Raw genomic sequence first — 22,950 nt, forward strand, 5'->3', positions numbered from 1 at the left:
CCTAGGCGACAGCGGCCTTGCCGCCGCCCGCCGTCAGCCCGTTTACGGCGGCGCGAAACGCCTCGCCGCGGGCCTCGAAATCGCTGAACTGGTCAAACGAGGCGCAGGCCGGCGACAGCAGCACGATCGCCTCCTCGCCGCTGGCCGCCGCGTCGGCATAGGCCTGTCGCACCGCCTTCTCCAGCGTCCCGCTCAGCACGCACTCGGCCTTGCCGGCCAGCGTCCAGGAGAACGGCTCGGCGGCCTCGCCGATCAGATAAGCCTTGGCGATGCGCGGGAAGAGGTCCTTCAGGTCGTCGATGCCACCGGCTTTCGCCACGCCGCCGGCGATCCAGTAGAACTTAGGATAGCTGGACATCGCCTGACGCGCGGCGTCGGCGTTGGTGGCCTTGCTGTCGTTGACGAAGCGGACCTTGCCGATCTTGCCGACCGTCTCCATCCGGTGCGCAAGGCCCGGGAAGGTCATCAGGCCGTCGACGGCGTCCTGCATCGAGATGCCGATCGCCCGCGCCGCGGCGTAGGCGGCGGCGGCGTTCTGCCAGTTGTGCCGGCCGGGCAGGCTGCGGGCGCGTAGGATGTCGGCGACCTCGACCACGCGCTCGCCCGTGGCGTCATAGAGCACGCCTTGCAGCGCATAGACGCCCCGGCCCATCGCCTTGCCGGCGCTGATCGGCCAGATCGTGCGGCGGTTGGCGGCGGTGATCTCGGTGCAGATCTGCTGGCACCAGGCGTCGTCGACGCCGATGATCGCGGTGTCGCCCTTGCCCTGGTTCAGGAAGATCCGGCGCTTGGCGGCGATGTAGCCGTCCATGCCGCCGTGGCGGTCCAGGTGATCGGGCGAGATGTTCAGCAGCACCACCGCGTCGGGCTTCAGGCTTGAGGTCAGGTCCAGTTGGTAGGACGACAGCTCCAGCACATAGACCGCGCCGCCGTGCATGTCCTCAAGGCCCAGCACGCCCAGGCCGATATTGCCGCCGACCCGGGTGTCACGCCCGGCCGAAGCGCAAAGGTGGCCGATCAGGGCGGTCGTGGTCGACTTGCCGTTGGTGCCGGTGATGGCGATGATCTTGGGGCGCTTGTGGACCGGAGCAGCGTTCACCGTGCGGGCGAACAGCTCGACGTCGCCCAGCACCTCGACGCCGGCGGCCCTGGCCTTCTCGACGGTCCAGTGCGGCTTGGGATGGGTCAGCGGCACGCCCGGCGACAACATCAGGGCGGCGAACTGACTCCAGTCGGCGGCCTGCAGGTCGACGACTGGGAAACCTTCGGCGGCGGCCGCCTCCCGGCTGGCGGACTTCTCGTCCCACAGGGCGACCTTGGCGCCCCCCGCGATCAAGGCGCGCGCCGCCGTCAGGCCGGTTCGGCCCAGGCCGAACACAGCGACGGTCTTGTCCTCGAAACCGCGGACGGGGATCATCAGTACGCCACTCCTTACCGCAACTTCAGCGTGGCCAGGCCGATGAAGGCCAGAATCATCGACACGATCCAGAAGCGGATCACCACGGTGGATTCAGGCCAGCCGAGCTTTTCAAAATGGTGGTGGATCGGGGCCATCAGGAAGACGCGCTTGCCGGTCTTCTTGAAGTAGGCGACCTGGATCATCACGCTGAGCGCCTCGGCCACGAACAGGCCCCCGACGATGCCCAGAACCAGCTCATGCTTGGCGCAGACGGCGATCGCGCCCAGCGCGCCGCCCAGGGCCAGAGAGCCCGTATCGCCCATGAAGATCTTGGCCGGCGGGGCGTTGTACCAGAGGAAGCCCATGCCGCCGCCGATGATGGCGCCGCACAGCACCGCCAGCTCGCCGACGCCCGGCGCGAAGTGCAGGTTCAGATAGTCGGCGAACTTGTAGTTACCGACGAGGTAGGCGATCAGGCCGAAGGTCGAGGCGGCGAACATCACCGGCACGATGGCCAGGCCGTCCAGACCGTCGGTCAGGTTCACCGCGTTGGAGAAGCCCGCGATCGTGAACGCCGCGAAGGCGACGTAGAACCAGCCGAGATTGATCACCAGCGCCTTAAAGATCGGGAAGACCAGGCTGGTCTCAAGATTGGGCGTCATCGGCGACTTGGGCGCGAAGACGATCAGGATCACCGTGGCGATGATCGCGACAATGAACTGGGCGATCAGCTTCTGCACACTGGAGAGGCCCGCCGTGGTCTGCTTGGTGACCTTGGCATAGTCGTCCATGAAGCCCAGCACGCCGAAGCTGCCGGTGACCAGCAAGACGACCCAGACATGGACGTTGCGCAGGTCGGCCCACAGCAGGGCGCCGACGAACAGGCCCGCCAGGATCATGAAGCCGCCCATGGTGGGCGTACCGGCTTTTTCGGTGACGTGGCGCGCGATGCCGTCGGTGCGGATCGGCTGACCCTTGCCTTGCTTGGCCTTCATCCAGCGGATGAAGCGCGAGCCCATGGCCACCGCCACGATATAGGCGGTCAGCATCGCCATGCCCGACCGGAAGGTCAGATATTTCAACAGGTTCAGGGCTGGAAAGTGCTCTTGCGAGCGCGCCAGCCATTCGTACAGCAGGTACAGCATCAGCCCTGTTCCCCAAGATCGAGCCCGGCCAAGGCGGCGGCGAGCACGCCGGCCTTGGAGCCGTTCGACCCCTTCACCATCACCACGTCGCCGGGCTGCACGGCCCCCGCCAGCACCGACGTTAACTTTTCAGCAACTTCCGCGTACCCGCCCCGCCGAGTCGGAGGAAGCGCCTCCCACAGCGATTTCATGTGGACGCCCGCGAGAAAAACAACGTCGACCTCTGCGGCCGCAATCGGCTCCGCAAGCTCGGCGTGAAACCGGGCGCTGTCCTCGCCCAATTCGAGCATGTCGGTCAGCGCCACCACCCGGCGGCCGGCGACCTTGCGCGCGCCCAGGGTCTTGAGCGCGGCCTGCATCGAGACCGGATTGGCGTTGTAACTCTCGTCGACCAGGGTGAAGGCGCCGCCGGGAATAGCGATCGTCTTCTCCGCGCCGCGCCCCTCGATGGGCGCGAACGCCGCCAGAGCGGCCAGTGCGGTGTCGCGGGCGACGTCCAGCGCCTCCAGCATCAGCAGCACGCACAGGCTGTTGGGGCCCCAATGGACGCCGGTCTGGCGGATCGGGAAGGTCAGCGCCTCGCCCCGAAGGTCGACCGACACGGTCGCGCCCGCGCCCTCCACTTGGAAGCCGGTCAGGCGGGCGGTCGCCCCGGCGGCCTCGCCGAAGCTCCAGACGGTCGCGCCGACCTTCTCAGCCTCGCCCTTCAGGAAGTCGAACCAATGATTGTCGGCGTTCAGCACCGCGATCCCGCCGGGTTGCAGTCCCGCGAGGATCTCGGCCTTGGCGCGCGCGACGCCAGCCTCGCCGTCTGAGAAGTTCTCTATATGCACGGGGCCAACGGTGGTGATCGCCACCGCATGCGGCCGCACGAAGCCCGACAGCGGGACGATCTCGCCGGCGTGGTTCATGCCCACCTCGAACACCGCCCGTTCGGTGTCGCGCGGCATCCGCGCCAGGGTCAGGGGCACGCCGATATGGTTGTTGTAGCTCTTGACCGAGGCGTGGGCCTTGCCGGCCAGACGCAGGCCCGCCTCGATGGCGCGGGTGACGCTGGTCTTGCCGACCGAGCCGGTCACCGCCCCACGCTTGCACTGCGGCGCGCGCTCCCGCGCGGCGACGCCCAGGGCTTCCAACGCCTTGAAGGTGTCGGCGACCATCACCGCCGGGGCGTCGACGGCCTTGGCCGCCAGGACGCCGGCGGCGCCGTTGGCCACCGCCTGCGGAACGAAGTCATGACCGTCCCGCGCGCCGACCAGCGGCACGAAGAGATCGCCCGGCTCCACCGTGCGCGTGTCGATCGAGACGCCCGACACAGCGAATTCGCCGGCCACCTGACCGCCGATGGCTTTTGCGATCTCGTCAGCGGTCCAGAGGGCTTCAGACATGCTCGCCCTCCAGCGCGGCCAGGGTCTCGGCCACATCGTCGAACGGATGCACGACGCCGGCGACGATCTGGCCCTGCTCGTGACCCTTGCCTGCGACCACCAGCACGTCGCCCTCGCCCATCAGCGCGACAGCGGCGCGGATGGCGGCGCGACGGTCGCCGATCTCGCGCGCGCCCGGGGCGGCCTCCAGGATGGCGGCGCGGATGGAGGCCGGATCCTCCGAGCGCGGATTGTCGTCGGTGACGATGGCGATGTCGGCGAGCTTTGCGCCGATCGCGCCCATCAGCGGCCGTTTGCCCCGGTCGCGGTCACCGCCCGCGCCGAACACCGCGATCAGCTTGCCGGCGGTGTGCGGGCGCAGGGCCTCCAGCACCGTCTGCAGACCATCGGGCGTGTGGGCGTAGTCGACATAGGCTTCGCCGCCCTTGGGGCCGCGCCCCACACGCTGCAGGCGGCCCGCTGCGCCCTCCAGGGTTTCCAGAGCCTTGAGGACCTTGGCGCTGTCCTCGCCGGCGGCGATGCAGAGCCCCGCCGCGACCAGCACGTTCGACGCCTGGAAGGCGCCGGCCAGGGGCAGCTTGAGGTGATGAACCACACCATCGGCCTCGACGACTAGGTCCTGGCCGGCGGGCGTGGGCGTCCGTGACAGGAGCCGCAGCCCCTGCCCGTCCTCGCCGACCGAGAACACGCTCTGGCCCGAAGTGACGGCGGCGGCGGCGAAGTGCGGGAAGGCTTCGCTGTCGGCGTTCAGCACCGCCTTGGCGCCTGCGGGGGTCAGCGTGTCGAACAGGCGCAGCTTGGCGGCGCGATAGGCCTCCATCGAGCCGTGATAGTCGAGGTGATCCTGGGTGAAGTTGGTGAAGCCGGCGGCGCTCAGCTTGATGCCGTCGATACGCCGCTGGTCGACGCCGTGCGAGCTGGCCTCCAGCGCCAGGTGGGTGACGCCCATCTCCGCGAGACGCGCGACCATCTCGGCGACGTCGCCGGCGTCCGGCGTGGTCAGGCCCGGCGGCGTGAGCTGCTGGTCCGGCTGCCCCGGCTGGCTGACCACAACGCCCAGAGTGCCCATGCTGGCGGCCTTATGGCCCAGCTTGGCGAAGATCTGACGGCAGAAGCCGGCGACCGAGGTCTTGCCGTTGGTGCCGGTGACGGCCACGCACATCGCCGGCTGCTTGCCCCAGAAGGCGGCGGCGGCCAGGGCGTAGGCGCGGCGGGCGTCCTCGGAGCGCACCACCGGCACGCCCAGCCCTTCCAGCCCGCCTTCCGGCGCCAGGATCGCCGCCGCGCCCTTGGCCACCGCGCCCTCGGCGAAGTCGCGACCGTCGACCTTGGTCCCCGGCAGAGCGGCGAACAGCCAGCCGGTTGTGACCTTGCGGCTGTCGGCGGTGACACCGGCGATCACCGGATCCGTCGCGAAGGGACGGTTGAACAGGTCGGACAGTCTTTTGGTCATAGGCCCGCCTCCGGCGCGGCGTTCTTGGGCGAGTTGGCGATGGTCACCAGCTCGGTCTTGCGTTTGACGCCGAGGAACGGCGCGATGCGTTCGATCACCCGGCCCGCAGCCGGTGCGGCGACCCAGCCGCCGGTCGAGAAACCGAACGAATTGGCGTTGCCCTTCGGCTCGTCCAGCAGGATCAGCACGAAGTAGCGGTCGGCCTCCAAAGGGCCGTCCGTCGGGAAGGTGGCGGCGAAGGACGAGACCTGACGCTGATGATTGTAGCGCCGGATCGCGGGGTCGTACTTCTCGCCCGTGCCGGTCTTGCCGCCGACCGAGAGCCCGGGCACGTCGGCCTTGCCGCCGCTGCCGCCCTCACCCGGCACGACATTGGCGCGCATGATCTTCAGCATCTCGGCCGAGGTGTGCTCGGACAGTACGCGCCTGCCTTCCGGACGCACGCCCGGCGGCAGTTTGCGGATCGTAAGGGGCCGCATCTCGCCACCGTTCAGCAGGGCGTTCATCGCCTGGGCCAGGGCCAGCGGCGAGATGTTCATGCCATGACCGAACGAGGTCGAGGCCACGGTGTCCTGATCCCACTTGCGCGGGGTCAGGGGGCGCGCCGACTCCTGCAGCTCTACCTTGGCCGGCTTGGTCAGGCCCAGATTGGTGAAGTACTGACTCAGGCGCTGGCCGCCCACGCGCTCGGCCAGCATCGCCGTGCCAATGTTCGACGAGTGCTGGAAGACCTCGACCAGATTCAGCACGGCCCTAGTGGCGTGATAGTCGTGGATCGTCCGATAGCCCAGCTTGTAGGGCTCGCGGGCGTCGAAGGTCGAGGCGGCGGTGGCCACGCCCGTGTCGAGACCGATCGCGACCGTGAAGGCCTTGAAGGTCGAGCCCATCTCATAGACCGAGGCGGCGGCGCGGTTGAGACGCTGGTCGTCCGTAGCCTCGCCCGCCTTGTTGGCGTCGTAGTCGGGCCAACTGGCCATGCCCAGGATCTCGCCGGTATGGACGTTGGTCACCAGACCCACAGCGCCCTTGGGCGTGAACTCCTCGGCGGCCTTGCGAAGCTCGTCCTCGAGCGCGGCCTGCACGCGCAGGTCGATCGACAACTGGGTGGGCCCGCCCTCGCCGCCGGCGGCCTTGCGGATCGGGTCGTCCAGGGCGCGCTCGGCGCCCGCCAGGCCCTTGCCGCCGCTGTCGACGAAGCCGATCAGGTGCGCGGCCGTCGGCCCCAGCGGATACATCCGCCGCTCCTGCTCCTCGAACGTCACACCCGGCAGACCCAGATTGAAGATGGCGTCCTTTTCGTCCGGCGTCAGACCGCCCAGAACAAAGGCGCGGTGATCGCCGAACACGGCCTTGTCGAGCCGCTTGGCCGGAACCTGCGGCAGCGCCCGGCCCAGGGCCGCGCGGGTTTCCTTGGCGTCCCAGACCTCGCGCGGGTCGACGTAAAGCGCGTAGTGGGCCAGATCCACGGCCAGCAGCTTGCCGTTCCGGTCGACGACATCGCCCCGCGCGCCTTCGACGCCCTGGGCGTAGCCGCCGCCCTGCCCGGCGCGCGAGAACAGCGCCGACCAACCCGCGCCCAGACTCACCCCGACGAAACAGAGGCCGAAAAAGCCCATGACCAGGAAGATGCGGATCCGCGTGTCGTCTTCAGGCCGCGCGGCGGCGCGCGAGCGCTCAAAGGCGTGCTCCAGCCGCCAGACACGCTCCACCACCCAGCGCCATAGCGGGGAGTGAACGCCGCCGGGACCCAGGTTCGAGAGGCTCATCGCAACGCCCCCTGGACTTGAGGCGGCGGCGGCAAGGCGTCATCCGGCAAGACTTCGGGCGCGTCGGCGGCCAGCGCCTCAGGCGCAACCGGGGCTGCGGCGATGGGCGTCTTGGGCAGTTCGCGACGACGCGCCACGTCAATGAGGGCGTCTTCGGTGATCTCGCGATCAGGCGCGATCGGCTTCAGCTGCATCATCCGCGCCAGCTGCTCGATGCGGCGCGGCTGTTCAAGGTGCGCGACCTCGGCCTCCAGCAGGCGTTTGCGGGCGGCCTCCTCCTCGATCTCCTGTTCGATGCGAGCGATCTCCTGGCGCTCGCGACCGGCGAAGGTCTTGGCCAGGTAGACGCCCGTGACCAGGCTCAGCAGAATGCACAGGCCGACCACCTCGACGACCCGGAAACCCCGGACCCGGCGATTGAAGACGCCAGCCGCCGTCACGCCGAAGCCTCCCAGACCGGAGCGTCGGTGCGAACGGCTGCGCGCAGCTTCGAGGAGCGCGCGCGCGGATTGACGGCCAGCTCGGCTTCGCCCGGCGCGATGGCCTTGTTGGAGATCAGCTGAAAGCTGGGCGCGGCGGTCGCGGCGACCGGCGGCGCGTGGCGCGAACCGCCGGGCGTCTTGCCGGCACGCTCGGCCAGGAACGCCTTGACGATGCGATCTTCGAGCGAATGGAACGTGACGACCACCAGGCGACCGCCCGGCTTCAGCACGCGCTCGGCGGCGGCGAGACCGGCCTCCAGCTCGCCCAGCTCGTCATTGACGGCGATGCGCAGGCCCTGAAACGACCGGGTGGCCGGATGGACCTTGGCGCCCTTGCGACCGCCGACCGCGCGCTCGATCACCTCGGCCAGGTCCAGGGTGCGCTCGAACGGCTTTTCCTCGCGGCGGCGGACGATGAAGCTGGCGATGCGGCGCGAGGCGTGCTCCTCGCCATACACATACAGGATCCTGGCCAGCTCGGCGTGATCCAGGGTGTTGACCAGATCAGCGGCGGTCGGGCCCGTATCGCCCATCCGCATGTCCAGCGGCCCGTCGCGCATGAACGAAAAGCCGCGCTCGGCCTGGTCCAGCTGCATCGACGAGACGCCCAGGTCCAGCATCACGCCATCGACGCTCTCCGGGCCCAGCTCGTCCAGCATTTCGGAGAAGCGGGCCTGAACCAGGCGGAAACGATCGGCTGGGAGCGCTTCGGCGAATTGGCGGACGGTCGGGTCGCGATCAAAGGCCACGACGCTTGCGCCGGTCGGCAGCACCGCGCGGGTATAGCCGCCCGCCCCGAAGGTGCCGTCGACGACGACGTCGCCGGGCTTGGCGTCCAGGGCCTCGACGACCTCGTCCAGCAGGACCGAGATGTGCGGCGCGGCGCTCACGACGCGCCCCCAAACCTAGCGGCGCGCTGCTGGGCGCGCAGAGCCGCAAGGCCTTCGCGCGCCAGATCACGCTGCTGCGCGCGATGGGCCTGGAAGGCCTCGCGCGACCAGATCTGAAAACGCTCACCCATACCGACGACGGCCACCGAATCCGTAAGGCCGAACATGTCGCACAGATGGTCGGGCAGCGTAATGCGACCAGCTGTATCAAAGGTCAGCCGCGCCATGCCGCCCAGGACAACAGTCTCCAGCGCCGTGCGGGTGGGATCGCCGAACGGCATCTCCTCGATCACCGCCTGATAGCGATCGAACAGCACCTTGCCGCCCGCCTCCAGGCAGTCGGCCTCGATCGAGGGGAAGCAGAAGATGCCGTCAAAGGGACCCGAAACGGCCGCGCGGAATTCCTGCGGCACGACGATGCGCCGCTTGCTGTCGAGCTGTTTCTCGAACGTCGAGAGAAACACTGAAGCTTAAACCCCGCCAAACCCGCGCCGGTCAGCGAGCCACCACTCTCGCCCCGACGAGAATTGGGTTAACATGGGATGAACTGGGATACAATGACACCAGGGGCCATTTCATCGGGATTTCAAAGATGTCGCACCCCTTGTTCACGGCGCGCGAAAGTTAATCCACAGAACATACACAGAACTCGTGAGTGAACGGGGCGCACGGTGTCAGTTGAGCCCATGGCCGGCGCAGGGAAAATCCTCTCCCCGTGGGAGAGGTGTCGGCGAAGCCGACGGAGAGGGGATAGGCGGGCGTGCGAAGCCCTTCCCCTCTGGTCGCTTCGCGACCACCTCCCCCGCTGGGGGGAGGATTTAGACGGACCAGATGATCTGTAAGCCGGGTTCTGTTCCGCCCTCGAAAGGACGGCGACGATCATTCCTCTAGGCCGGCCATTGCTGGACGGCTCTCGCGACCTACCCGGACCCTCTCGGCCAGTGACGGCCTAGTCGGCGCGAGGCCGACGCGGGGTCCCTATTCGGTCTTGCTCCAGGCGGGGCTTGCCATGCCGTCCCTGTCACCAGGTCCGCGGTGGGCTCTTACCCCACCCTTTCACCCTTACCGCCCGCGAACGGGAGGCGGTTTGCTTTCTGTGGCGCTATCCCTGGGATCGCTCCCGGTGGGCGTTACCCACCGCCTTGTCACCGTGGAGCCCGGACTTTCCTCGGCGTCCGAAGACGACGCGACCGCCCGATCATCTGGTCCGGGGGGTTCAATGACCTTACTGGCCAGCGAGGTCAACAAACATCCGACCGGCGCCCTCTCCCACAGGGAGAGGGTTGGGGAGAGGGGTTATAGCGTCCGACGGAGCGCCGGCACGCCGTCAAACCTCATAACCCCTCTCCCTCTCACCGCTTCGCGGCGGGCCCCGCCCTCTCCCTTTGGGCGAGGGAGTCAGGAGCGCATCAGCCCCGCGATCGGATGATCGCCCAGGCCCTTGGCCGCGCCCAGGCGGTCGGCGTCGGACTTGTTCTGCGAGAGCTTGAAGGTCCCCTCCAGGCGCTGGACGAACAGGCGCCCGCCTTGGATGCCGCGCAGCAGGGCGTCGAACTTGCCGGGCTTCATCTTGTGGCGGGTCCAGGGCGTCTTCGGGAGAAGCCGCGCCTCTTCCTGGGCCGACAGGTCGTCGAGCAGCGCGATCAGCTCCTCGTCGTTCAGCGGCGCCACCGCGCCCTCGGCCTCGACGGAGAGATAGTTCCAGGTCGGCACCTGGTCGGGGCTCTCGTACCAGTCGGGGCTGACATAGGCGTCGGGGCCGGTCGCCAGGGCGATGGCCGGGAAGCCTTGGGTCAGGTGCGGCGTCAGGACGTTGCCGCGCGACAGGTGGAAGTCCAGCGCGATCTCGCCGTCCAGTTCGCGGATCACGATCGGCGACTGGGCGACAAAGGGCCGGCCGCCGACGCTGGCGGCGATGGTCACGAACGGATGGGCGCGCAGAAGGGCGAGCAGGACCGCGCGGTCCTCGACGCGGAAAGCCGGGGCCGGATGCATCAGTCCGCCGCCGCCCGCAGCAGGCCCACCAGGCGCGCCCGGGTCTCGCCGTCGGCGATCCCGTCGAAGCGGCTCTGCAGCCAGTGGCGCTGGAAGGCGGAGACGACGGTGGCGGTCCATTCGTCGTACTGGCCGCTGGGCGCGCAGTCGTAGCCGAGGCGGGTCAAGCCGGCCTGCAGCGCAAAGACGCCCGTCCCCTCCTCGCCCTGGCCCAGCGGCGCGCCGGGCGATGGCGCAGGCTCGATCCACAGGCCATGGCCGCTTTCGGCGAGGCGCTTCCAGGGGAAGAGCTCGCCCGGATCGATCTTGCGCGCCGGCGCGACGTCGGAGTGGCCGAGGATGCGGGCATCCGGGATCATCCAGCGCGAGCGGATGTCGGCCAAGAGGTTGATCACCGCGGCGATCTGGACCTCGGGGAACGGGCGATAGCCGAACTCGTGGCCGGGATTGACGATCTCGATCCCGATGGAGGCCGAGTTGATGTCCTTGACGCCCTTCCAGAAGGCCGCGCCGGCGTGCCAGGCCCGGCGTTCCTCGGGCACCAGGCGGACGATGCTGCCGTCCTCCTCGACACAGTAGTGGGCGCTGACCTTGGCCTCGGGATCGCGCAGGCGCTCGATGGCCGCCTCGCCGGTCTCCATGCCCGTATAGTGCAGGATCACCGTGTCGGGCACGGCCTTGCGGGCGTCGAAATTGGGCGACGGGGCCTCGATCAGGGACAGGCTCATTGCAGGCGGCTCCGCAGGGACGTCAGCAGGGGCATGACCTGATTCCGCCGAAGCGCGATGATCAGAACCCCCAGCAGCGCCAGGGCCGCGCCGATCCCCATCCGCAGATCGAAGTGGTCGTTGGTGACCACCACGCCCATGCCGATCGTGAAGAGCGGCGTCATCAGGGTCAGCGGCGCGATCAGATTGGCCTCATAGCGCTGGATCAGGCCGTAATAGGCCGTATGGGCCAGGATCGAAACCACCACGGCCGAGAACACCACCGCCGCGAAGAACGGCCAGCCTGCGGCAAAGCCCGCCGCGACCTGGCCAGGCTCCATGAAGGCGCTCATCGCCGCCAGCGGCCAGACCGAGGAAAAGCCGACCCAGGCCTGGAACTGCAGCGGTTTGACGCCTTCGATCTGCTTCATCATCACCGCGCCCAGCGAACCGGTGAAGGCGGCGGCGACGATCAGCCAGAGGCCCGCCGACAGCTCGATGCCTTTGGGGCTCCACATCACCACCACCGCGCCGGCCAGGGTCAGGGCGATGCCCAGGCCGCGCCGCCAGCGGATCTTCTCGCCCAGGATCAGCACTGACAGCAGGGTCGTGAACGGCACCCCGACCTGGATCACCACCGAAACCGCCGAGGGCGAGGCGGTCTGGAGACCCATGAACAGCAGGGCGAAGTTGCCGCCGCCCATCAGAAGGCCCACCAGCACCATCCGCCAGGTCGGCCGAGGCGCGGGCAGCAGCCAGGGCAAGGTCAGCGCCGCCACCAAAGCAAAGCGCACGGCCGCATAATAGAGCGGCGGCACGCCCCAATGGGCGACCACCAGCTTGGAGATGATGTTGCTGCCCGCCCAGATCAGGCAGATCAGCACCAGAAGGCCGAAGTCGCGAAGGGACATGGAACACCGATTAAGCTCCCGCCCCTTCCGTACGCAATCAAAACCCGCATCGCCGCCGACGGGTCCCGGTTGACGTTCGGTCAAAACGGTCGTTTGTTGGTGAACAGCGTTCACATAAGCCGCGTCGGGTCAACCGTCGGGCGCACGCGTTGGGATCACGGAGGCGCGCCGCGCTTCCTTCAAGGGGGCGGGAGACGGAATGGCCATGCAGCATGTCGACGTACTGATCGTGGGCGCGGGACTGTCGGGGATCGGCGCGGCCTATCACCTGCAGAAGCACTGCCCCGGCAAGACCTACGCGATCCTCGAAGGGCGCGAGGCGATCGGCGGCACCTGGGACCTCTTCCGCTATCCCGGCATCCGCTCCGACAGCGACATGTACACCCTGGGCTACAGCTTCAAGCCGTGGAAGGCGGCCAAGGCCATCGCCGACGGTCCGTCGATCCTCGACTATGTCCGCGAGACCGCCCGCGAGCACGACATCGACCGCCACATCCGCTTCAAGCATCTGGTCAAGCGCGCCAGCTGGTCCACGAAGACGGCGACCTGGACGGTCGAGGCCGAGCACGACGGCCAGCCCGTGACCTTCACCTGTCGCTTCCTGCACATGTGCGCCGGCTACTACCGCTATTCGGCCGGCTACACGCCGGACTTCGCCGGGACCGAGCGCTTCAAGGGCCGCATCGTCCACCCGCAGCACTGGCCCGAAGACCTCGACTACAGCGGCAAGACGGTCGTGGTGATCGGCAGCGGCGCCACCGCCGTGACCCTGGTGCCGGAAATGGCCAAGACCGCCGCCCACGTGACCATGCTGCAGCGTTCGCCGACCTATGTGGTGTCGCGGCCCGCCGAGGACGGGATCGCCAACTGGCTGCGCTCGAAGCTTCCGGCCATGACCGCCTATGGGATCACGCGCTGGAAGAACGTGCTGTTCCAGCTGTTCTTCTTCAACCTGGCCCGCAAGAAGCCCGAGAAGGTCAAGGAACGCCTGCTCTCCATGGTCCGCGAGCACCTGGGCCCAGACTACGACGTCGAGACCCACTTCACGCCGCGCTACAATCCCTGGGACCAACGCCTGTGCCTGGTGCCGGACGCCGACCTGTTCGACGCGCTCAAGAGCGGGGCGGCCTCGGTCGTCACCGACCATATCGACACCTTCACCGAGAGCGGCATCCTGCTGAAGTCCGGCAAGACGCTCGAGGCCGATGTCGTCGTCACCGCCACGGGCCTGCAGCTCCAGTTGCTGAGCGGCATGGAGGTCGTGGTCGACGGCAAGGTCGCCGACCTGTCGCAGTCGATGAGCTACAAGGGCATGATGTTCAGCGACGTGCCGAACCTGGCCTCGGTGTTCGGCTACACCAACGCCAGCTGGACGCTGAAGGCCGACCTGACCAGCGAATATGTCTGCCGCCTGCTCAACCACATGGACCGCACCGGCGCCGACTACTGCGTGCCGCGCCTGGACGGCGAGGTCGAGGCCGCGCCGTGGCTGGACTTCTCGTCAGGCTACATCACCCGCTCGATCGGCCACTTCCCCAAGCAGGGGACGCGCAAGCCGTGGAAGGTGCATCAGAACTACGCGCTGGACCTGATGACCCTGCGGATGGGCAAGGTCGAGGACGGGGTGATGCAGTTTGGCCGCAAGACCGGCGCGAGCGCGAAGGCTGCGCCGGAGAAGGTGCTGGAACCGGCCTGATCGGGTTGGCGCGGGTTGCAGCGGATCGGTTGCGGCCCGCCGCCTGGACGCCGAGACTGAGGCGCAAGGAGCGCTGATGGCCCGCCCGTCCACCTATCTCGGCTGGAAGATCGACTACGCCCATCCGCTCGGCGAACCGGCCCTGTTGGACCCCGGCTCGATGCACTGGCGCGTCTACAAGAACCCGATCGCCCTGGCGGTCGGGGGCGTGACGGCGGTGCTGCTGGAGTTCGCCGAGCCGCGCATCCGGTCGGGCGTGTGGGATCACTCGACCTTCAAGAGCGATCCGCTGGGCCGAGCGATGCGCACCGGGACCGCCGCCCTGATCGGGGTCTATGGTCCGGCCTCGGCGGCGCGGCGGGTCATCCAGAGCGTGACCCACATGCACGCCCGCGTGTCGGGCGAGACGCCGGGCGGCGAGACCTACCGCGCGCTGGACCCCGACCTCCTGAACTGGGTGGCCGCCACAGCGGTCTATGGCTTCGTCACCGCCTATGACCGGTTTGTCGAACCGCTGAGCCAGGACGAAAAGAGCCGGTTCTACGAGGAGGCCGCGCCCGTCACTCATCTTTACGGCGCGACGGTCTCGCCAGGCTCGGAGGCCGAATTCATGGCGATGCTGCAGGCGCTTCGCCCGCGCTTCGAACCGCATCCGATCATCGATGAGTTCCTGCAGACCATCGGCTCCGGCAAAGCCGCCCCGGCCGTGCCCAAACCCTTGCACCGCGCCCTGGCCCGCGCCGCCGTCTCGCTCCTGCCGCCGCCGGTGCGGCGGACGCTGGCGCTGGGGCGCGAGCACGATCTCCGCCTGGCCGAAGGCCTCGCGCTGAAGACGGGCGGGAGACTGGCCGAAAGGATCGCGATCAGGAGCTCCCCGCCCTGCCAGGCCAGTATCCGGCTGGGGCTGCCGCACGACTTTCTCTATCGCGGCGAGGCGGAGCGGCAGCGACTGCTGGCGGATTTGCGGGCTGGGGTTACGGCCGGCGGGAAATGACCGAGCTACCGGCGAGCCCGATGCGGATATGGGAAGCGGACGTTCCGGAGGGCTGAGAAGGGTGGAATGCGGATCAAATCCTCCCCCTAGCGGGGGAGGTGTCGGCAAAGCCGACGGAGGGGGAAGAAGCCGGCTCGGCAGCACTTCCCCCTCCGGCCTTCGGCCTCCTCCCCCTCGGGGGGAGGATTTTCCGAGCGTCCGACTAGGGTGGTTAGCCGCCCTTTGCTATACGCCCTCTAATCGCCTCGTGAGCTGCGGACGCTGACGCCGTTACGGATTTCCAGAGAGGATTCGTTACATACTCTTCGTCCCCGCCGTAAGGCAGTTTCTCAACAAGTCGATCTAGAGCGCGCTTTACAGACTGGACGAGCGCCACTTCGGCCTGATCAAACAAGCAGGATCCAACGTCACTATCGTCGAAATCATGATCGTCGAAGAAGAAATGGATGACCTGATCCACGCCTGAGATGAGGCCCTGCTTTGCTTGAGCGCGCCAGATAGGTCGCGGGTCTGGGATCGCGAGCTCCTCAAGATAGGCTATCAGCTCCACCCTAATCCAAGGGTTGAGCAAATCGGCCCAATCAGGTGGAAAGTCCCGTTCCATGGGCGCGAGACTAACGTCAGGAGCGCTCTTTCTCAATGTCTCCCCAGGGTCGCAACCTGCCTGGCGCTTCCATCTCCAAACCGGACCTTCCCGGCGAAGGCCGGGATCCAGGTCGAGCCTACCAGCGGCTATCCAACAAGCGCCGCATGACGTCGCATCATCCCCAGCCGCTCCGGATGAATCTGGGCCCCGGCGTTCGCCGGGGAGGTCGGTCTTTTTGAGCTGGCAAACAGGTTAAAGACGGGGCCAAGGACGGCGCCCCGCCCACTTAGCCGCTCCCCCCCTCACCCGCCCTTACGCTTCACGAACCGCAGCGCCGTGTGCGTGGTCGAAAACCCGCAGACCTTGGTGTCCGAGAACCCCAGGCCGCGCGCCGCGCCCAGGATGTCGGTGTCCTTCAGCGGCGCGCCCTTGCCCTTGCGCGAGACGACCCAGATCGCGCCCTTGTCGGCCAGGCCGCCCTTCCAGTCGTCCATGCGGTCGAGATCGGCCAGGTCTTCGGCGGCCAGGAACAGGATGTCGATATCCTCGTCGGCCTCGACCGGCTCCACGCGGGTCGAGAGCTCCTCGAGGAAGGCCTCGTCCTCGACGCCGTCGATCACCACGGTCATGCCGGGCTTCACGCCCAGCTTGTCCAGGCGCGAGGGCGGGTTGAGGATGGCGTGGACCCACTTAGCGGCCTGGCCGGGCTCCAGGGTGAAGCGCGTGCCGTCGCTCAAAACGAGGTCATCGCCCTCGGCGCGGACGTTCTTGAGGGCGTGGCCCTGATAGATGCCGCGCACCGCGCCGCGGAAGATCAGCTTGGGCGGCTCCCACAGGAGCTTGCCCTCGCTCTCGCCGTCGGACAGCTGCCCCCAGACGCCGCTCGCCTCCTTACCCATCCTCAGGCGCCCTTAAACACAGGGCTGCGCTTTTCGAGGATGGCGTCGACGCCTTCCATGTGGTCCTCGGTGTGGTGGGCGATGGCCTGGGCGGCCGCGCTCATCTCCATCAGCGTGTCATAGCTGGCGGTCTGGCCGTGCTTGAGCAGGCTCTTGGCCATGCGCAGGGCGTGCGGCGGCTGCTGGGCGATCCGTTCGGCCAGGGCCATCGCCTCGCCCATCAGGTCGCCGGCCGGGACGGCCTTGCTGATCAGGCCCCACTCGGCGGCCTTGGCCGCGTCGATGACGTCGCCGGTGAACAGAAGCTCGGCCGCGCGGCTCATGCCGATCGTACGCGGCATCAGCCAGGCGCCGCCGTCGCCGGGGATCAAACCGAGCTTGAGGAAGGTCACGCCGAACCGCGCGGTGTCGGCGGCGATACGGATGTCTGTCATGCAGGCCACGTCGCAGCCCAGGCCGATGGCCGCGCCGTTGACCGCCGCGATCGAGGGAACCTCCAGGCCGTAGATGGCGCGGACGATGCGGTGGATGTTCTTGCGGTAGCCGTCGCGCACCTTGACACCGTTGCCGCCGAACGCGCCTTCGCGGGCCTTCATCGCCTTGACGTCCCCGCCGGCCGAGAAGGCCTTGCCCGCGCCGGTGAGGATCACGCAGCGGATGTCCTGGTCGTCATTGATCGCCTCGCAGGCCGCCGCCACCTGATCGCCGTCCCCCGGCGCGCCCAGAGCGTTCATTGCATCTGGCCGATTCAGAGTAAGGATAGCGATGTGACCGCGCTTTTCGGTGAGGATCAGAGACAAAGGGACGCTCCTGCCAAGGCTTATTTTTCCATTCCTTAGCCTGTTTTGAGCCAGAACACAGCCAAGCAAGCCATGACGACGATTGCATCTTCTCACATCACGAAAATGCGACTGGCGCGCGGGCGCGAGCCGACATTCAAATAGGTCTTGGGACGAGAAAGAAGGCTACGGCGATGACCGAGCTCGAAAAGGCCCGACACGTGCTGATCATCGAGGATGAAATCCTCGTCGCGTTCGAGGTCGAAGCCCTTCTGGCGGAACAGGGCTTCACCAGTTTCGACATCGCCGACAGCCCCGGCGACGCGCTGGCCCTTGCCCTGGCCAATCCCCCGGATCTGATTACGGCGGACTACCGCATTGTGGGCGGGACAGGCGTGGAGGCTGTCGAGGCGATCCAGCGGCGGCTCGGGCATATTCCGGTGGTGTATGTGACGGGCAACGCCGATCAGGTTCGAGACGGTCTCAAGCCGGTGGTCGACAAGCCGATCTCGCCGCGCCACCTCGCTGAAGCCTGCGCGCGAGCGTTCGCCGCCTGAGATGGCCACAGCCGCGTCACGCGCCTAAGACAGGCCCACGGGAGGACGCGATGCACGAGATCACCACCGTCGAGGCGCTTGAAGCGCTGTACCGGCCAGCGCCTGTTCCAGCCTCGACCGTGAAGGTCAGCGACCACATCACCCCGCACTACGCCGCGCTGATCCAGGCCTCGCCGTTCGTGGCCCTGGCCACCGTCGGCCCTGAAGGCCTGGACTGCAGCCCGCGCGGCGACCTGCCCGGCTTTGTCCGCATCGCCGATCCGCGCACGCTGATGTTGCCCGACCGGCGCGGCAACAATCGCATCGATTCCTTGCGCAACATTGTCCGCGATCCGCGTGTCGCTCTGCTGTTCCTGATCCCCGGCTCGGGCACAACCTTCCGCGTCAACGGCCGCGCGGTGCTGAGCGCCGATCCGGCGCTGCTGGAAAGTTTCTCAGTCGACGGCAAGCCGCCGCGCACCGTGACCGTGGTGACGGTCGAGGAGGCCTACTTCCAGTGCGCCCGGGCGATCGTGCGCTCGGGCCTTTGGAAGCCGGAAAGTCAGGTCGATCCCAAGGTCCTGCCGACGCCGGGCGAGATGCTGGCGGCCGTCACCGCCGGCGAGGTCGGCGGCGAGACCTATGACCGCGAGTGGCCCGGCCGGGCGGCCAAGAGCCTCTGGTAGAGATCACCGCCAAATCGAGAACGGGCACGCTTGCCATCGCCCTCAAACGCAACCTAGGGTGCGCACGCTCAACGGGGAGCGCCCTCCTAGCGGGAATGACTATGAAGAAGCTGTTCGCGTCCGCCGCCGTCTTAGCCCTGATCGCCGCCTCGCCCACCCTGGCCCAGGCGCCCGCCAAGGCCCCCGCGCCGAAGGCCGCAGCGAAGGTCACCGGCGCCATGGCTTCCGCCCTGCCGACCATCGACATCCCGCACACCACCTTCAAGCTTTCCAACGGCCTGACCGTCATCGTCCATGAGGACCGCAAAGCGCCGATCGTCGCGGTGAACATCTGGTACCATGTCGGCTCCAAGAACGAGCCGGCCGGCAAGACCGGCTTTGCCCACCTGTTCGAACACCTGATGTTCAACGGCTCGGAAAACTTCAACGACGACTGGTTCAAGGCGCTGGAGAAGCTGGGCGCCACGGACCTGAACGGGACGACCAACAACGATCGGACCAACTATTTCCAGAACGTGCCGACGGCGGCGCTGGACCAGGTGCTGTGGCTGGAAAGCGACCGCATGGGCTGGCTGCTGAACGCCATCGACAAGGCCAAGCTGGATGAGCAGCGCGGCGTCGTTCAGAACGAAAAGCGCCAGGGCGAGAACCAGCCCTATGGTCAGGTCTGGAACGTCATCACCGAAAGCACCTACCCGAAGGATCACCCCTACGGTCACACCGTCATCGGCTCGATGGCCGACCTCGACGCCGCGTCGCTGGACGATGTGAAGACCTGGTTCAAGAACTACTATGGCCCCGCCAACGCCACGCTGGTTCTGGCCGGCGACATCTCGGTCGCCGAGGCCAAGGCCAAGGTCGAAAAGTACTTCGGCGATATCCCCTCGGGCCCGCCGGTGATCCGCCAGAAGGAATGGATCGCCAAGCGGACCGGCTCTCAGCGCGCCGAGATGCAGGACCGCGTGCCGCAGACGCGCATCTACAAGGTGTGGAACACGCCGGGCTTCGGCGCCGCCGACGGCGACTATCTGGACCTGCTGAGCGACGTGCTGGTCTCGGACAAGACCTCGCGGCTCTACAAGCGTCTGGTCTTCACCGACCAGTCCGCCACCGCCGTCGGCGCCGGCGTCAGCCTCAGCGAGATCGGCGGCCAGTTCATCGTCACCCTGACCGTCAAGCCGGGCGGTGATCCGGCTGCGGTGGAGAAGGCGTTCGACGAAGAGTTCCAGCGCCTGCTGCGCGACGGCCCCACGCCCGAAGAAGTCGCCAAGGTCCGCACCAACAGCCTGGCCAACATGGTGCGCGGCGCCGAGCGGATCGGCGGCTTCGGCGGCAAGTCCGATCTCCTGGCCCAGAACCAGGTCTTTCTGGGCGACCCCGGCGCCTACAAGCACAGCCTCGAACGCATCCGTAGCGCCAAGCCGGCCGATCTGGTGGCGGCGGGTCGCAAATGGCTGACCGACGGCGACTTCACCCTGACGGTGTCGCCCTTCCCCAACTACAAGGCCGCGACCGCAGGCGCGGACCGCAAGGTGATGCCCGAGGTCGGCGCGCAGAAGCCCCCGAGCTTCGTCAAGCTGCACCGCGGGGCGCTGTCGAACGGCCTGAAGGTCGTCCTCGCCGAGCGTCGCGATACGCCGCAGGTCCAGTTCAGCCTGGTCTTCGACGCGGGCCAGGCGGCCGAGACCGGCGGCAAGGCGGGCGTCTCGTCCCTGGCGGTCGGCATGCTGACCGAGGGCACCACCAATCGTGACAACCTGACGCTCAGCCGCGAGCTGGCGCAGTTGGGCGCGGAGATTCGCACCGGCAACGGCCTCGACACCTCGACCGTGTCGCTGAACACCCTGACCACCACGCTTGATCCGGCCCTGGCGCTGTTCGCCGACATCCTGCGCAATCCGGCCTACACGTCCGAAGACCTGACCCGCCGCAAGCGCCTGACGATCGCCGGCATCCAGCAGGCCAAGCAGAATCCGAACGCCATGGCTTCGCGGATCCTGCCGGTGCTGGCCTATGGCCCGTCCAGCCCCTACGGCGTGCTGGCCACGGAAGCCAGCGTCGGCGCCATCACGCGCGATGACCTGATCGCCTATCAGAAGGCCTGGCTGCAGCCCAAGGACGCCACCCTGATCATCGTCGGGGACACCACGCTCGAGCAAATCCTGCCCAAGCTGGAAGCCCAGCTGGGCGGCTGGACCGGCGCTCAGGCCAAGGCCAAGCCGCCGATCACCGCCACGCCGAACAAGGGCGCGGTCTATCTGATCGACAAGCCCGGCGCCCAGCAGTCGATGCTGATGGTCGGCAACCTGGTCCCGCCCCGTGATCCGAGCGACGAAGCCGCGGTCGACGTGATGAACACCCTGTTCGGCGGCGACTTCGTCTCGCGCCTGAACATGAACCTGCGCGAGGACAAGCATTGGTCCTACGGCGCCGGCAGCTTCGTGCGCCCCGCCCGGGGCACGCGTCTGTTCCAGGCCTATGCGGCGGTGCAGACCGACAAGACCGCCGAGTCGTTCGCCGAAACCCGCAAGGAGCTTTTGGGAATCATCGGCGACAAGCCGATCACCGCCGCCGAACTGGCCAAGGCCCAGAACAGCCTGACGCTGTCCCTGCCCGGCACCTGGGAGACGGCCGCCGGAGTCGGCGGGTCGATCTCCGAGCTGGTCAACTTCAACCTGCCCGACAGCTATCCGGAGAACTATCCGCGCGACGTTCGCGCCGTCACGCTCGACACCGCCTCGGCGGCCGCCAAGAAGGTGATCAAGCCCGACGAACTGGTCTGGTTGATCGTCGGCGATCGGGCCAGCGTCGAGCCCAAGCTCAAGGCCATGGGCCTGGAGCTGCGGGTCATCGACGCCGACGGCAACCCTGCGAAATAGAGGCTCAAGCGCCGCCGCTCCCGCACCCGGGAGCGGCGGGATGCCAGAGCTGGCTACTTCCCGGTCGCAAACCGCTTGAAGAAGCTGGTCGGGAGCCACTGCGGGCGTTCGGGCGTATCGGCGATCTCACGGATCAGCGTCGCCATATAGGCGTTGAACCGCACCGCCGTCGGCAGGTCGAAGGGCTGGGAGATGTCGTCCTTGGGCCCATGGTAGCGCTCGGCGCGCCACTGGCGGTCGGCTGCAGCCTCAGGCGATCCCACCGGATGGGCCAGACGGCCGGCGAGCGCCGGAACACCCGTGCGGATGAAGCTGTACTGATCCGAGCGCACGAAACTCAGCTGGTTCGGCGCGGGGTCGGGCATGACGGTAAAGCCCTGGCTGGCGGCGGCCCGCCGCGCGATCGGCCCCAGCGTCGACTCCTCCTCGCCCATGACGATGATGTTGCGGGCCGGACGCGAGGGCATGAACATGTCCATGTTCACGTTGGCGACGATGGCTTTCTTGTCCACGGTCGGCCGCTCGGCGAAGTACTGTGACCCCAGCAGGCCCTGCTCCTCTGCGGTGACCGCCAGGAAGATGATCGAGCGCTTGGGCGGCGCCCCGGCCTTCAGGGCGGCGGCCTGCTCGATCAGCGAGGCCACCCCGCTGGCGTTGTCCATCGCGCCGTTGTTGATCGCATCGCCGTCGATCGGCGCCCCGACGCCCAGGCCGTCCAGATGGGCGGTCAGGACGACGTATTCCTTGGACAGAACGGGATCCGAGCCCGGCAGCATGGCCGCCACATTCGGCGAGGTCGCCGGGGTGTTTTCCCGCGAGACCGCCGCCTTGACGCTCTGGTTCAGCGCAAAGCCCGGCAGCGCCTTGCCGGCGTCCGCCAGCACCAGCAGGTCTTCCAGCGTCCGTCCCGAGACCGAAAACAGCTTGCCGGCCTGGGCCGGGTTCATGGCGGCGGTGAAGAACTCGCCCTTCACCGGGTTCATCGCCGGATCGGCCAGGCGCATCTGAGGATCGCCCGCGCGCAGTTTCGACCGCGCCCAGGGAATCTCGACCTGTTTGGGGTTCTGGATCGTGATCAGCCCGATCGCGCCGGCCTTCTGCAGCGACTCCCAGCGGTCGCGCGCGGCATGGGCGCGCAGCGAGGCCGACACGGCCGACGGGCCGCCGCTGAGCACGACCGCGACCTTGCCGCGCAGATCAACTCCGGCGAAGTCGTCATGGCCGGCCTCCGGCATGTGAAGGCCATAGCCCACGAAAACCAGCGGCGCCTCGGGCAGACTGGCAGGCTGTGCGATCCGGGCCGTCAGCACCAGATCCTCGCCCAGCAAGAGCGGCGTCGGAACGCCGTCCTTCACCAGCGTCACGCTGGAACGCTCGGCCTGGATGCGCTGGACCGCGAACGACACCGGCTGCAGATAACCTTGGGTCCCCGCCGGCTTAAGGCCGTGCGCGGCGAAGCGTTCGGCGACATAGGCCGCGGCGCGATCGAAACCCGGCGTTCCGGCCAGACGCCCCTCCATATTGTCGTCGGCCAGCACCTTGACGTGCGCCCACCACCGCTCGGTCGCGGAGGTCTCTGCGGCATGGGCGAAGGACGCCGAACCGGCGGCGACAAGGGCGGCCAACACGGCCAGGCGATGCGACGAAAGCTTGATCATAGCGCTGACTTTCCAAAAGCGCGCCTGATCTGGCAAGAGCCGCCGACCAAACAAAAGCGGCCCTGGGCTCCCCACCCAAGGCCGCTTGAAACACATCAGTC

20 protein-coding genes, 1 other RNA gene and 2 pseudogenes are annotated in these 22,950 nt (G+C 67.8%); 6 read left to right on the forward strand and 17 right to left on the reverse strand.

Annotated features, from left to right (window positions below; genetic code table 11):
- Window position 1 precedes the first annotated feature (1 nt).
- From murD to rnpB, 9 genes are all read right to left on the reverse strand, one after another.
- Complete coding sequence (gene murD / locus OVA11_RS16230) at window positions 2–1,417, reverse strand: UDP-N-acetylmuramoyl-L-alanine--D-glutamate ligase (RefSeq protein ID WP_268068296.1); 1,416 nt, start codon at window positions 1,415–1,417, stop codon at window positions 2–4.
- 14 nt (window positions 1,418–1,431) lie between these two features.
- On the reverse strand, window positions 1,432–2,544 hold the full coding sequence (gene mraY, locus OVA11_RS16235) for a phospho-N-acetylmuramoyl-pentapeptide-transferase (protein ID WP_268068297.1): 1,113 nt from the start codon (window positions 2,542–2,544) through the stop codon (window positions 1,432–1,434).
- A complete protein-coding gene (locus OVA11_RS16240) occupies window positions 2,544–3,932 on the reverse strand; it encodes a UDP-N-acetylmuramoyl-tripeptide--D-alanyl-D-alanine ligase (protein ID WP_268068298.1) in 1,389 nt (462 codons plus the stop codon). Before OVA11_RS16240 ends, mraY begins: the two co-directional genes overlap by 1 nt.
- Window positions 3,925–5,385, reverse strand: a complete 1,461-nt coding sequence (locus OVA11_RS16245; protein ID WP_268068299.1) for a UDP-N-acetylmuramoyl-L-alanyl-D-glutamate--2,6-diaminopimelate ligase — start codon at window positions 5,383–5,385, stop codon at window positions 3,925–3,927. Before OVA11_RS16245 ends, OVA11_RS16240 begins: the two co-directional genes overlap by 8 nt.
- Window positions 5,382–7,151 (reverse strand): peptidoglycan D,D-transpeptidase FtsI family protein, encoded by a 1,770-nt coding sequence (locus OVA11_RS16250; protein WP_268068300.1) that lies wholly within the window; start codon window positions 7,149–7,151, stop codon window positions 5,382–5,384. Before OVA11_RS16250 ends, OVA11_RS16245 begins: the two co-directional genes overlap by 4 nt.
- Window positions 7,148–7,591 (reverse strand): cell division protein FtsL, encoded by a 444-nt coding sequence (ftsL, locus tag OVA11_RS16255; RefSeq protein WP_096033874.1) that lies wholly within the window; start codon window positions 7,589–7,591, stop codon window positions 7,148–7,150. The genes OVA11_RS16250 and ftsL overlap by 4 nt, the downstream gene beginning before the upstream one ends.
- Window positions 7,588–8,523, reverse strand: coding sequence for a 16S rRNA (cytosine(1402)-N(4))-methyltransferase RsmH (rsmH, locus tag OVA11_RS16260; protein WP_268068301.1), 936 nt, complete (start codon window positions 8,521–8,523; stop codon window positions 7,588–7,590). Before rsmH ends, ftsL begins: the two co-directional genes overlap by 4 nt.
- Window positions 8,520–8,987: a division/cell wall cluster transcriptional repressor MraZ gene (locus tag OVA11_RS16265; protein ID WP_268068302.1), complete on the reverse strand. Its 468-nt coding sequence runs from the start codon at window positions 8,985–8,987 to the stop codon at window positions 8,520–8,522. The genes rsmH and OVA11_RS16265 overlap by 4 nt, the downstream gene beginning before the upstream one ends.
- A gap of 359 nt (window positions 8,988–9,346) precedes the next feature.
- An RNA gene (gene rnpB, locus OVA11_RS16270) (RNase P RNA component class A) lies at window positions 9,347–9,729 on the reverse strand.
- A gap of 13 nt (window positions 9,730–9,742) precedes the next feature.
- Between rnpB and OVA11_RS16275 the strand changes: the two are divergent.
- A pseudogene (locus OVA11_RS16275) lies at window positions 9,743–9,919 on the forward strand (hypothetical protein); the annotation flags it as partial.
- 2 nt (window positions 9,920–9,921) lie between these two features.
- Here the strand turns inward: OVA11_RS16275 and OVA11_RS16280 are convergent.
- From OVA11_RS16280 to OVA11_RS16290, 3 genes are read right to left on the reverse strand one after another with little or no spacing between them, the layout of a single operon-like run.
- Complete coding sequence (locus tag OVA11_RS16280) at window positions 9,922–10,518, reverse strand: FMN-binding negative transcriptional regulator (protein ID WP_268068304.1); 597 nt, start codon at window positions 10,516–10,518, stop codon at window positions 9,922–9,924.
- The gene (locus tag OVA11_RS16285) at window positions 10,518–11,246 is read right to left on the reverse strand and encodes an N-acetylmuramoyl-L-alanine amidase (RefSeq protein ID WP_268068305.1); all 729 of its coding nucleotides are present in this window, start codon (window positions 11,244–11,246) and stop codon (window positions 10,518–10,520) included. The genes OVA11_RS16280 and OVA11_RS16285 overlap by 1 nt, the downstream gene beginning before the upstream one ends.
- Window positions 11,243–12,136 carry a DMT family transporter gene (locus tag OVA11_RS16290; protein ID WP_268068306.1) on the reverse strand — a complete coding sequence of 298 codons (894 nt, stop codon included), beginning with the start codon at window positions 12,134–12,136 and terminating at the stop codon, window positions 11,243–11,245. Before OVA11_RS16290 ends, OVA11_RS16285 begins: the two co-directional genes overlap by 4 nt.
- A 199-nt stretch (window positions 12,137–12,335) precedes the next feature.
- Between OVA11_RS16290 and OVA11_RS16295 the strand changes: the two genes are divergently transcribed.
- Both OVA11_RS16295 and OVA11_RS16300 read left to right on the forward strand, forming a co-directional pair.
- Complete coding sequence (locus tag OVA11_RS16295) at window positions 12,336–13,832, forward strand: flavin-containing monooxygenase (protein WP_268068307.1); 1,497 nt, start codon at window positions 12,336–12,338, stop codon at window positions 13,830–13,832.
- Between the two features lie 76 nt (window positions 13,833–13,908).
- Window positions 13,909–14,826, forward strand: coding sequence for an oxygenase MpaB family protein (locus OVA11_RS16300; protein WP_268068308.1), 918 nt, complete (start codon window positions 13,909–13,911; stop codon window positions 14,824–14,826).
- Window positions 14,827–14,902: 76 nt separating this feature from the next.
- Here OVA11_RS16300 and OVA11_RS16305 read toward each other — a convergent pair.
- The 4 genes and pseudogenes from OVA11_RS16305 to OVA11_RS16315 all read right to left on the reverse strand — a co-directional run.
- Window positions 14,903–15,017, reverse strand: a pseudogene (locus OVA11_RS16305) (hypothetical protein); the annotation flags it as partial.
- Between the two features lie 20 nt (window positions 15,018–15,037).
- Window positions 15,038–15,430 carry an SCO4402 family protein gene (locus tag OVA11_RS19865; protein WP_442780897.1) on the reverse strand — a complete coding sequence of 131 codons (393 nt, stop codon included), beginning with the start codon at window positions 15,428–15,430 and terminating at the stop codon, window positions 15,038–15,040.
- A gap of 284 nt (window positions 15,431–15,714) precedes the next feature.
- Entirely contained in the window at window positions 15,715–16,311 is a 597-nt protein-coding gene (locus OVA11_RS16310) for a DUF3052 domain-containing protein (protein ID WP_268068309.1), read from the reverse strand.
- 2 nt (window positions 16,312–16,313) lie between these two features.
- The gene (locus tag OVA11_RS16315) at window positions 16,314–17,111 is read right to left on the reverse strand and encodes a crotonase/enoyl-CoA hydratase family protein (RefSeq protein WP_268068310.1); all 798 of its coding nucleotides are present in this window, start codon (window positions 17,109–17,111) and stop codon (window positions 16,314–16,316) included.
- Between the two features lie 173 nt (window positions 17,112–17,284).
- Here OVA11_RS16315 and OVA11_RS16320 point away from each other — a divergent pair, with 173 nt between their 5' ends.
- The 3 genes from OVA11_RS16320 (at window position 17,285) to OVA11_RS16330 (ending at window position 21,191) form a co-directional block, all read left to right on the forward strand.
- The gene (locus OVA11_RS16320) at window positions 17,285–17,647 is read left to right on the forward strand and encodes a response regulator (protein ID WP_010920432.1); all 363 of its coding nucleotides are present in this window, start codon (window positions 17,285–17,287) and stop codon (window positions 17,645–17,647) included.
- Window positions 17,648–17,697: 50 nt separating this feature from the next.
- Window positions 17,698–18,312 carry a pyridoxamine 5'-phosphate oxidase family protein gene (locus OVA11_RS16325; protein WP_268068311.1) on the forward strand — a complete coding sequence of 205 codons (615 nt, stop codon included), beginning with the start codon at window positions 17,698–17,700 and terminating at the stop codon, window positions 18,310–18,312.
- A 95-nt stretch (window positions 18,313–18,407) separates the two neighbouring features.
- Window positions 18,408–21,191 (forward strand): M16 family metallopeptidase, encoded by a 2,784-nt coding sequence (locus OVA11_RS16330; RefSeq protein WP_268068312.1) that lies wholly within the window; start codon window positions 18,408–18,410, stop codon window positions 21,189–21,191.
- A gap of 53 nt (window positions 21,192–21,244) precedes the next feature.
- On the opposite strand, the gene OVA11_RS16335 is transcribed toward OVA11_RS16330, so the two are convergent.
- Entirely contained in the window at window positions 21,245–22,849 is a 1,605-nt protein-coding gene (locus OVA11_RS16335; RefSeq protein ID WP_268068313.1) for a M28 family metallopeptidase, read from the reverse strand.
- Between the last annotated feature and the right edge of the window lie 101 nt (window positions 22,850–22,950).

The organism is Caulobacter sp. SL161, assembly GCF_026672375.1.
Lineage (GTDB): Bacteria > Pseudomonadota > Alphaproteobacteria > Caulobacterales > Caulobacteraceae > Caulobacter.

Coding starts and splice junctions, on each gene's coding strand:
- OVA11_RS16240 (WP_268068298.1), bottom strand. CDS start 3,932: ATGTCTGAAGCCCTCTGGACCGCTGACGAGATCGCAAAAGCCATCGGC.
- OVA11_RS16285 (WP_268068305.1), bottom strand. CDS start 11,246: ATGAGCCTGTCCCTGATCGAGGCCCCGTCGCCCAATTTCGACGCCCGC.
- mraY (WP_268068297.1), bottom strand. CDS start 2,544: ATGCTGTACCTGCTGTACGAATGGCTGGCGCGCTCGCAAGAGCACTTT.
- OVA11_RS16290 (WP_268068306.1), bottom strand. CDS start 12,136: ATGTCCCTTCGCGACTTCGGCCTTCTGGTGCTGATCTGCCTGATCTGG.
- OVA11_RS16250 (WP_268068300.1), bottom strand. CDS start 7,151: ATGAGCCTCTCGAACCTGGGTCCCGGCGGCGTTCACTCCCCGCTATGG.
- OVA11_RS16310 (WP_268068309.1), bottom strand. CDS start 16,311: ATGGGTAAGGAGGCGAGCGGCGTCTGGGGGCAGCTGTCCGACGGCGAG.
- OVA11_RS16320 (WP_010920432.1), top strand. CDS start 17,285: ATGACCGAGCTCGAAAAGGCCCGACACGTGCTGATCATCGAGGATGAA.
- OVA11_RS16245 (WP_268068299.1), bottom strand. CDS start 5,385: ATGACCAAAAGACTGTCCGACCTGTTCAACCGTCCCTTCGCGACGGAT.
- OVA11_RS16295 (WP_268068307.1), top strand. CDS start 12,336: ATGGCCATGCAGCATGTCGACGTACTGATCGTGGGCGCGGGACTGTCG.
- OVA11_RS16280 (WP_268068304.1), bottom strand. CDS start 10,518: ATGCATCCGGCCCCGGCTTTCCGCGTCGAGGACCGCGCGGTCCTGCTC.
- OVA11_RS16300 (WP_268068308.1), top strand. CDS start 13,909: ATGGCCCGCCCGTCCACCTATCTCGGCTGGAAGATCGACTACGCCCAT.
- OVA11_RS16325 (WP_268068311.1), top strand. CDS start 17,698: ATGCACGAGATCACCACCGTCGAGGCGCTTGAAGCGCTGTACCGGCCA.
- OVA11_RS16330 (WP_268068312.1), top strand. CDS start 18,408: ATGACTATGAAGAAGCTGTTCGCGTCCGCCGCCGTCTTAGCCCTGATC.
- OVA11_RS19865 (WP_442780897.1), bottom strand. CDS start 15,430: ATGGAACGGGACTTTCCACCTGATTGGGCCGATTTGCTCAACCCTTGG.
- OVA11_RS16335 (WP_268068313.1), bottom strand. CDS start 22,849: ATGATCAAGCTTTCGTCGCATCGCCTGGCCGTGTTGGCCGCCCTTGTC.
- murD (WP_268068296.1), bottom strand. CDS start 1,417: ATGATCCCCGTCCGCGGTTTCGAGGACAAGACCGTCGCTGTGTTCGGC.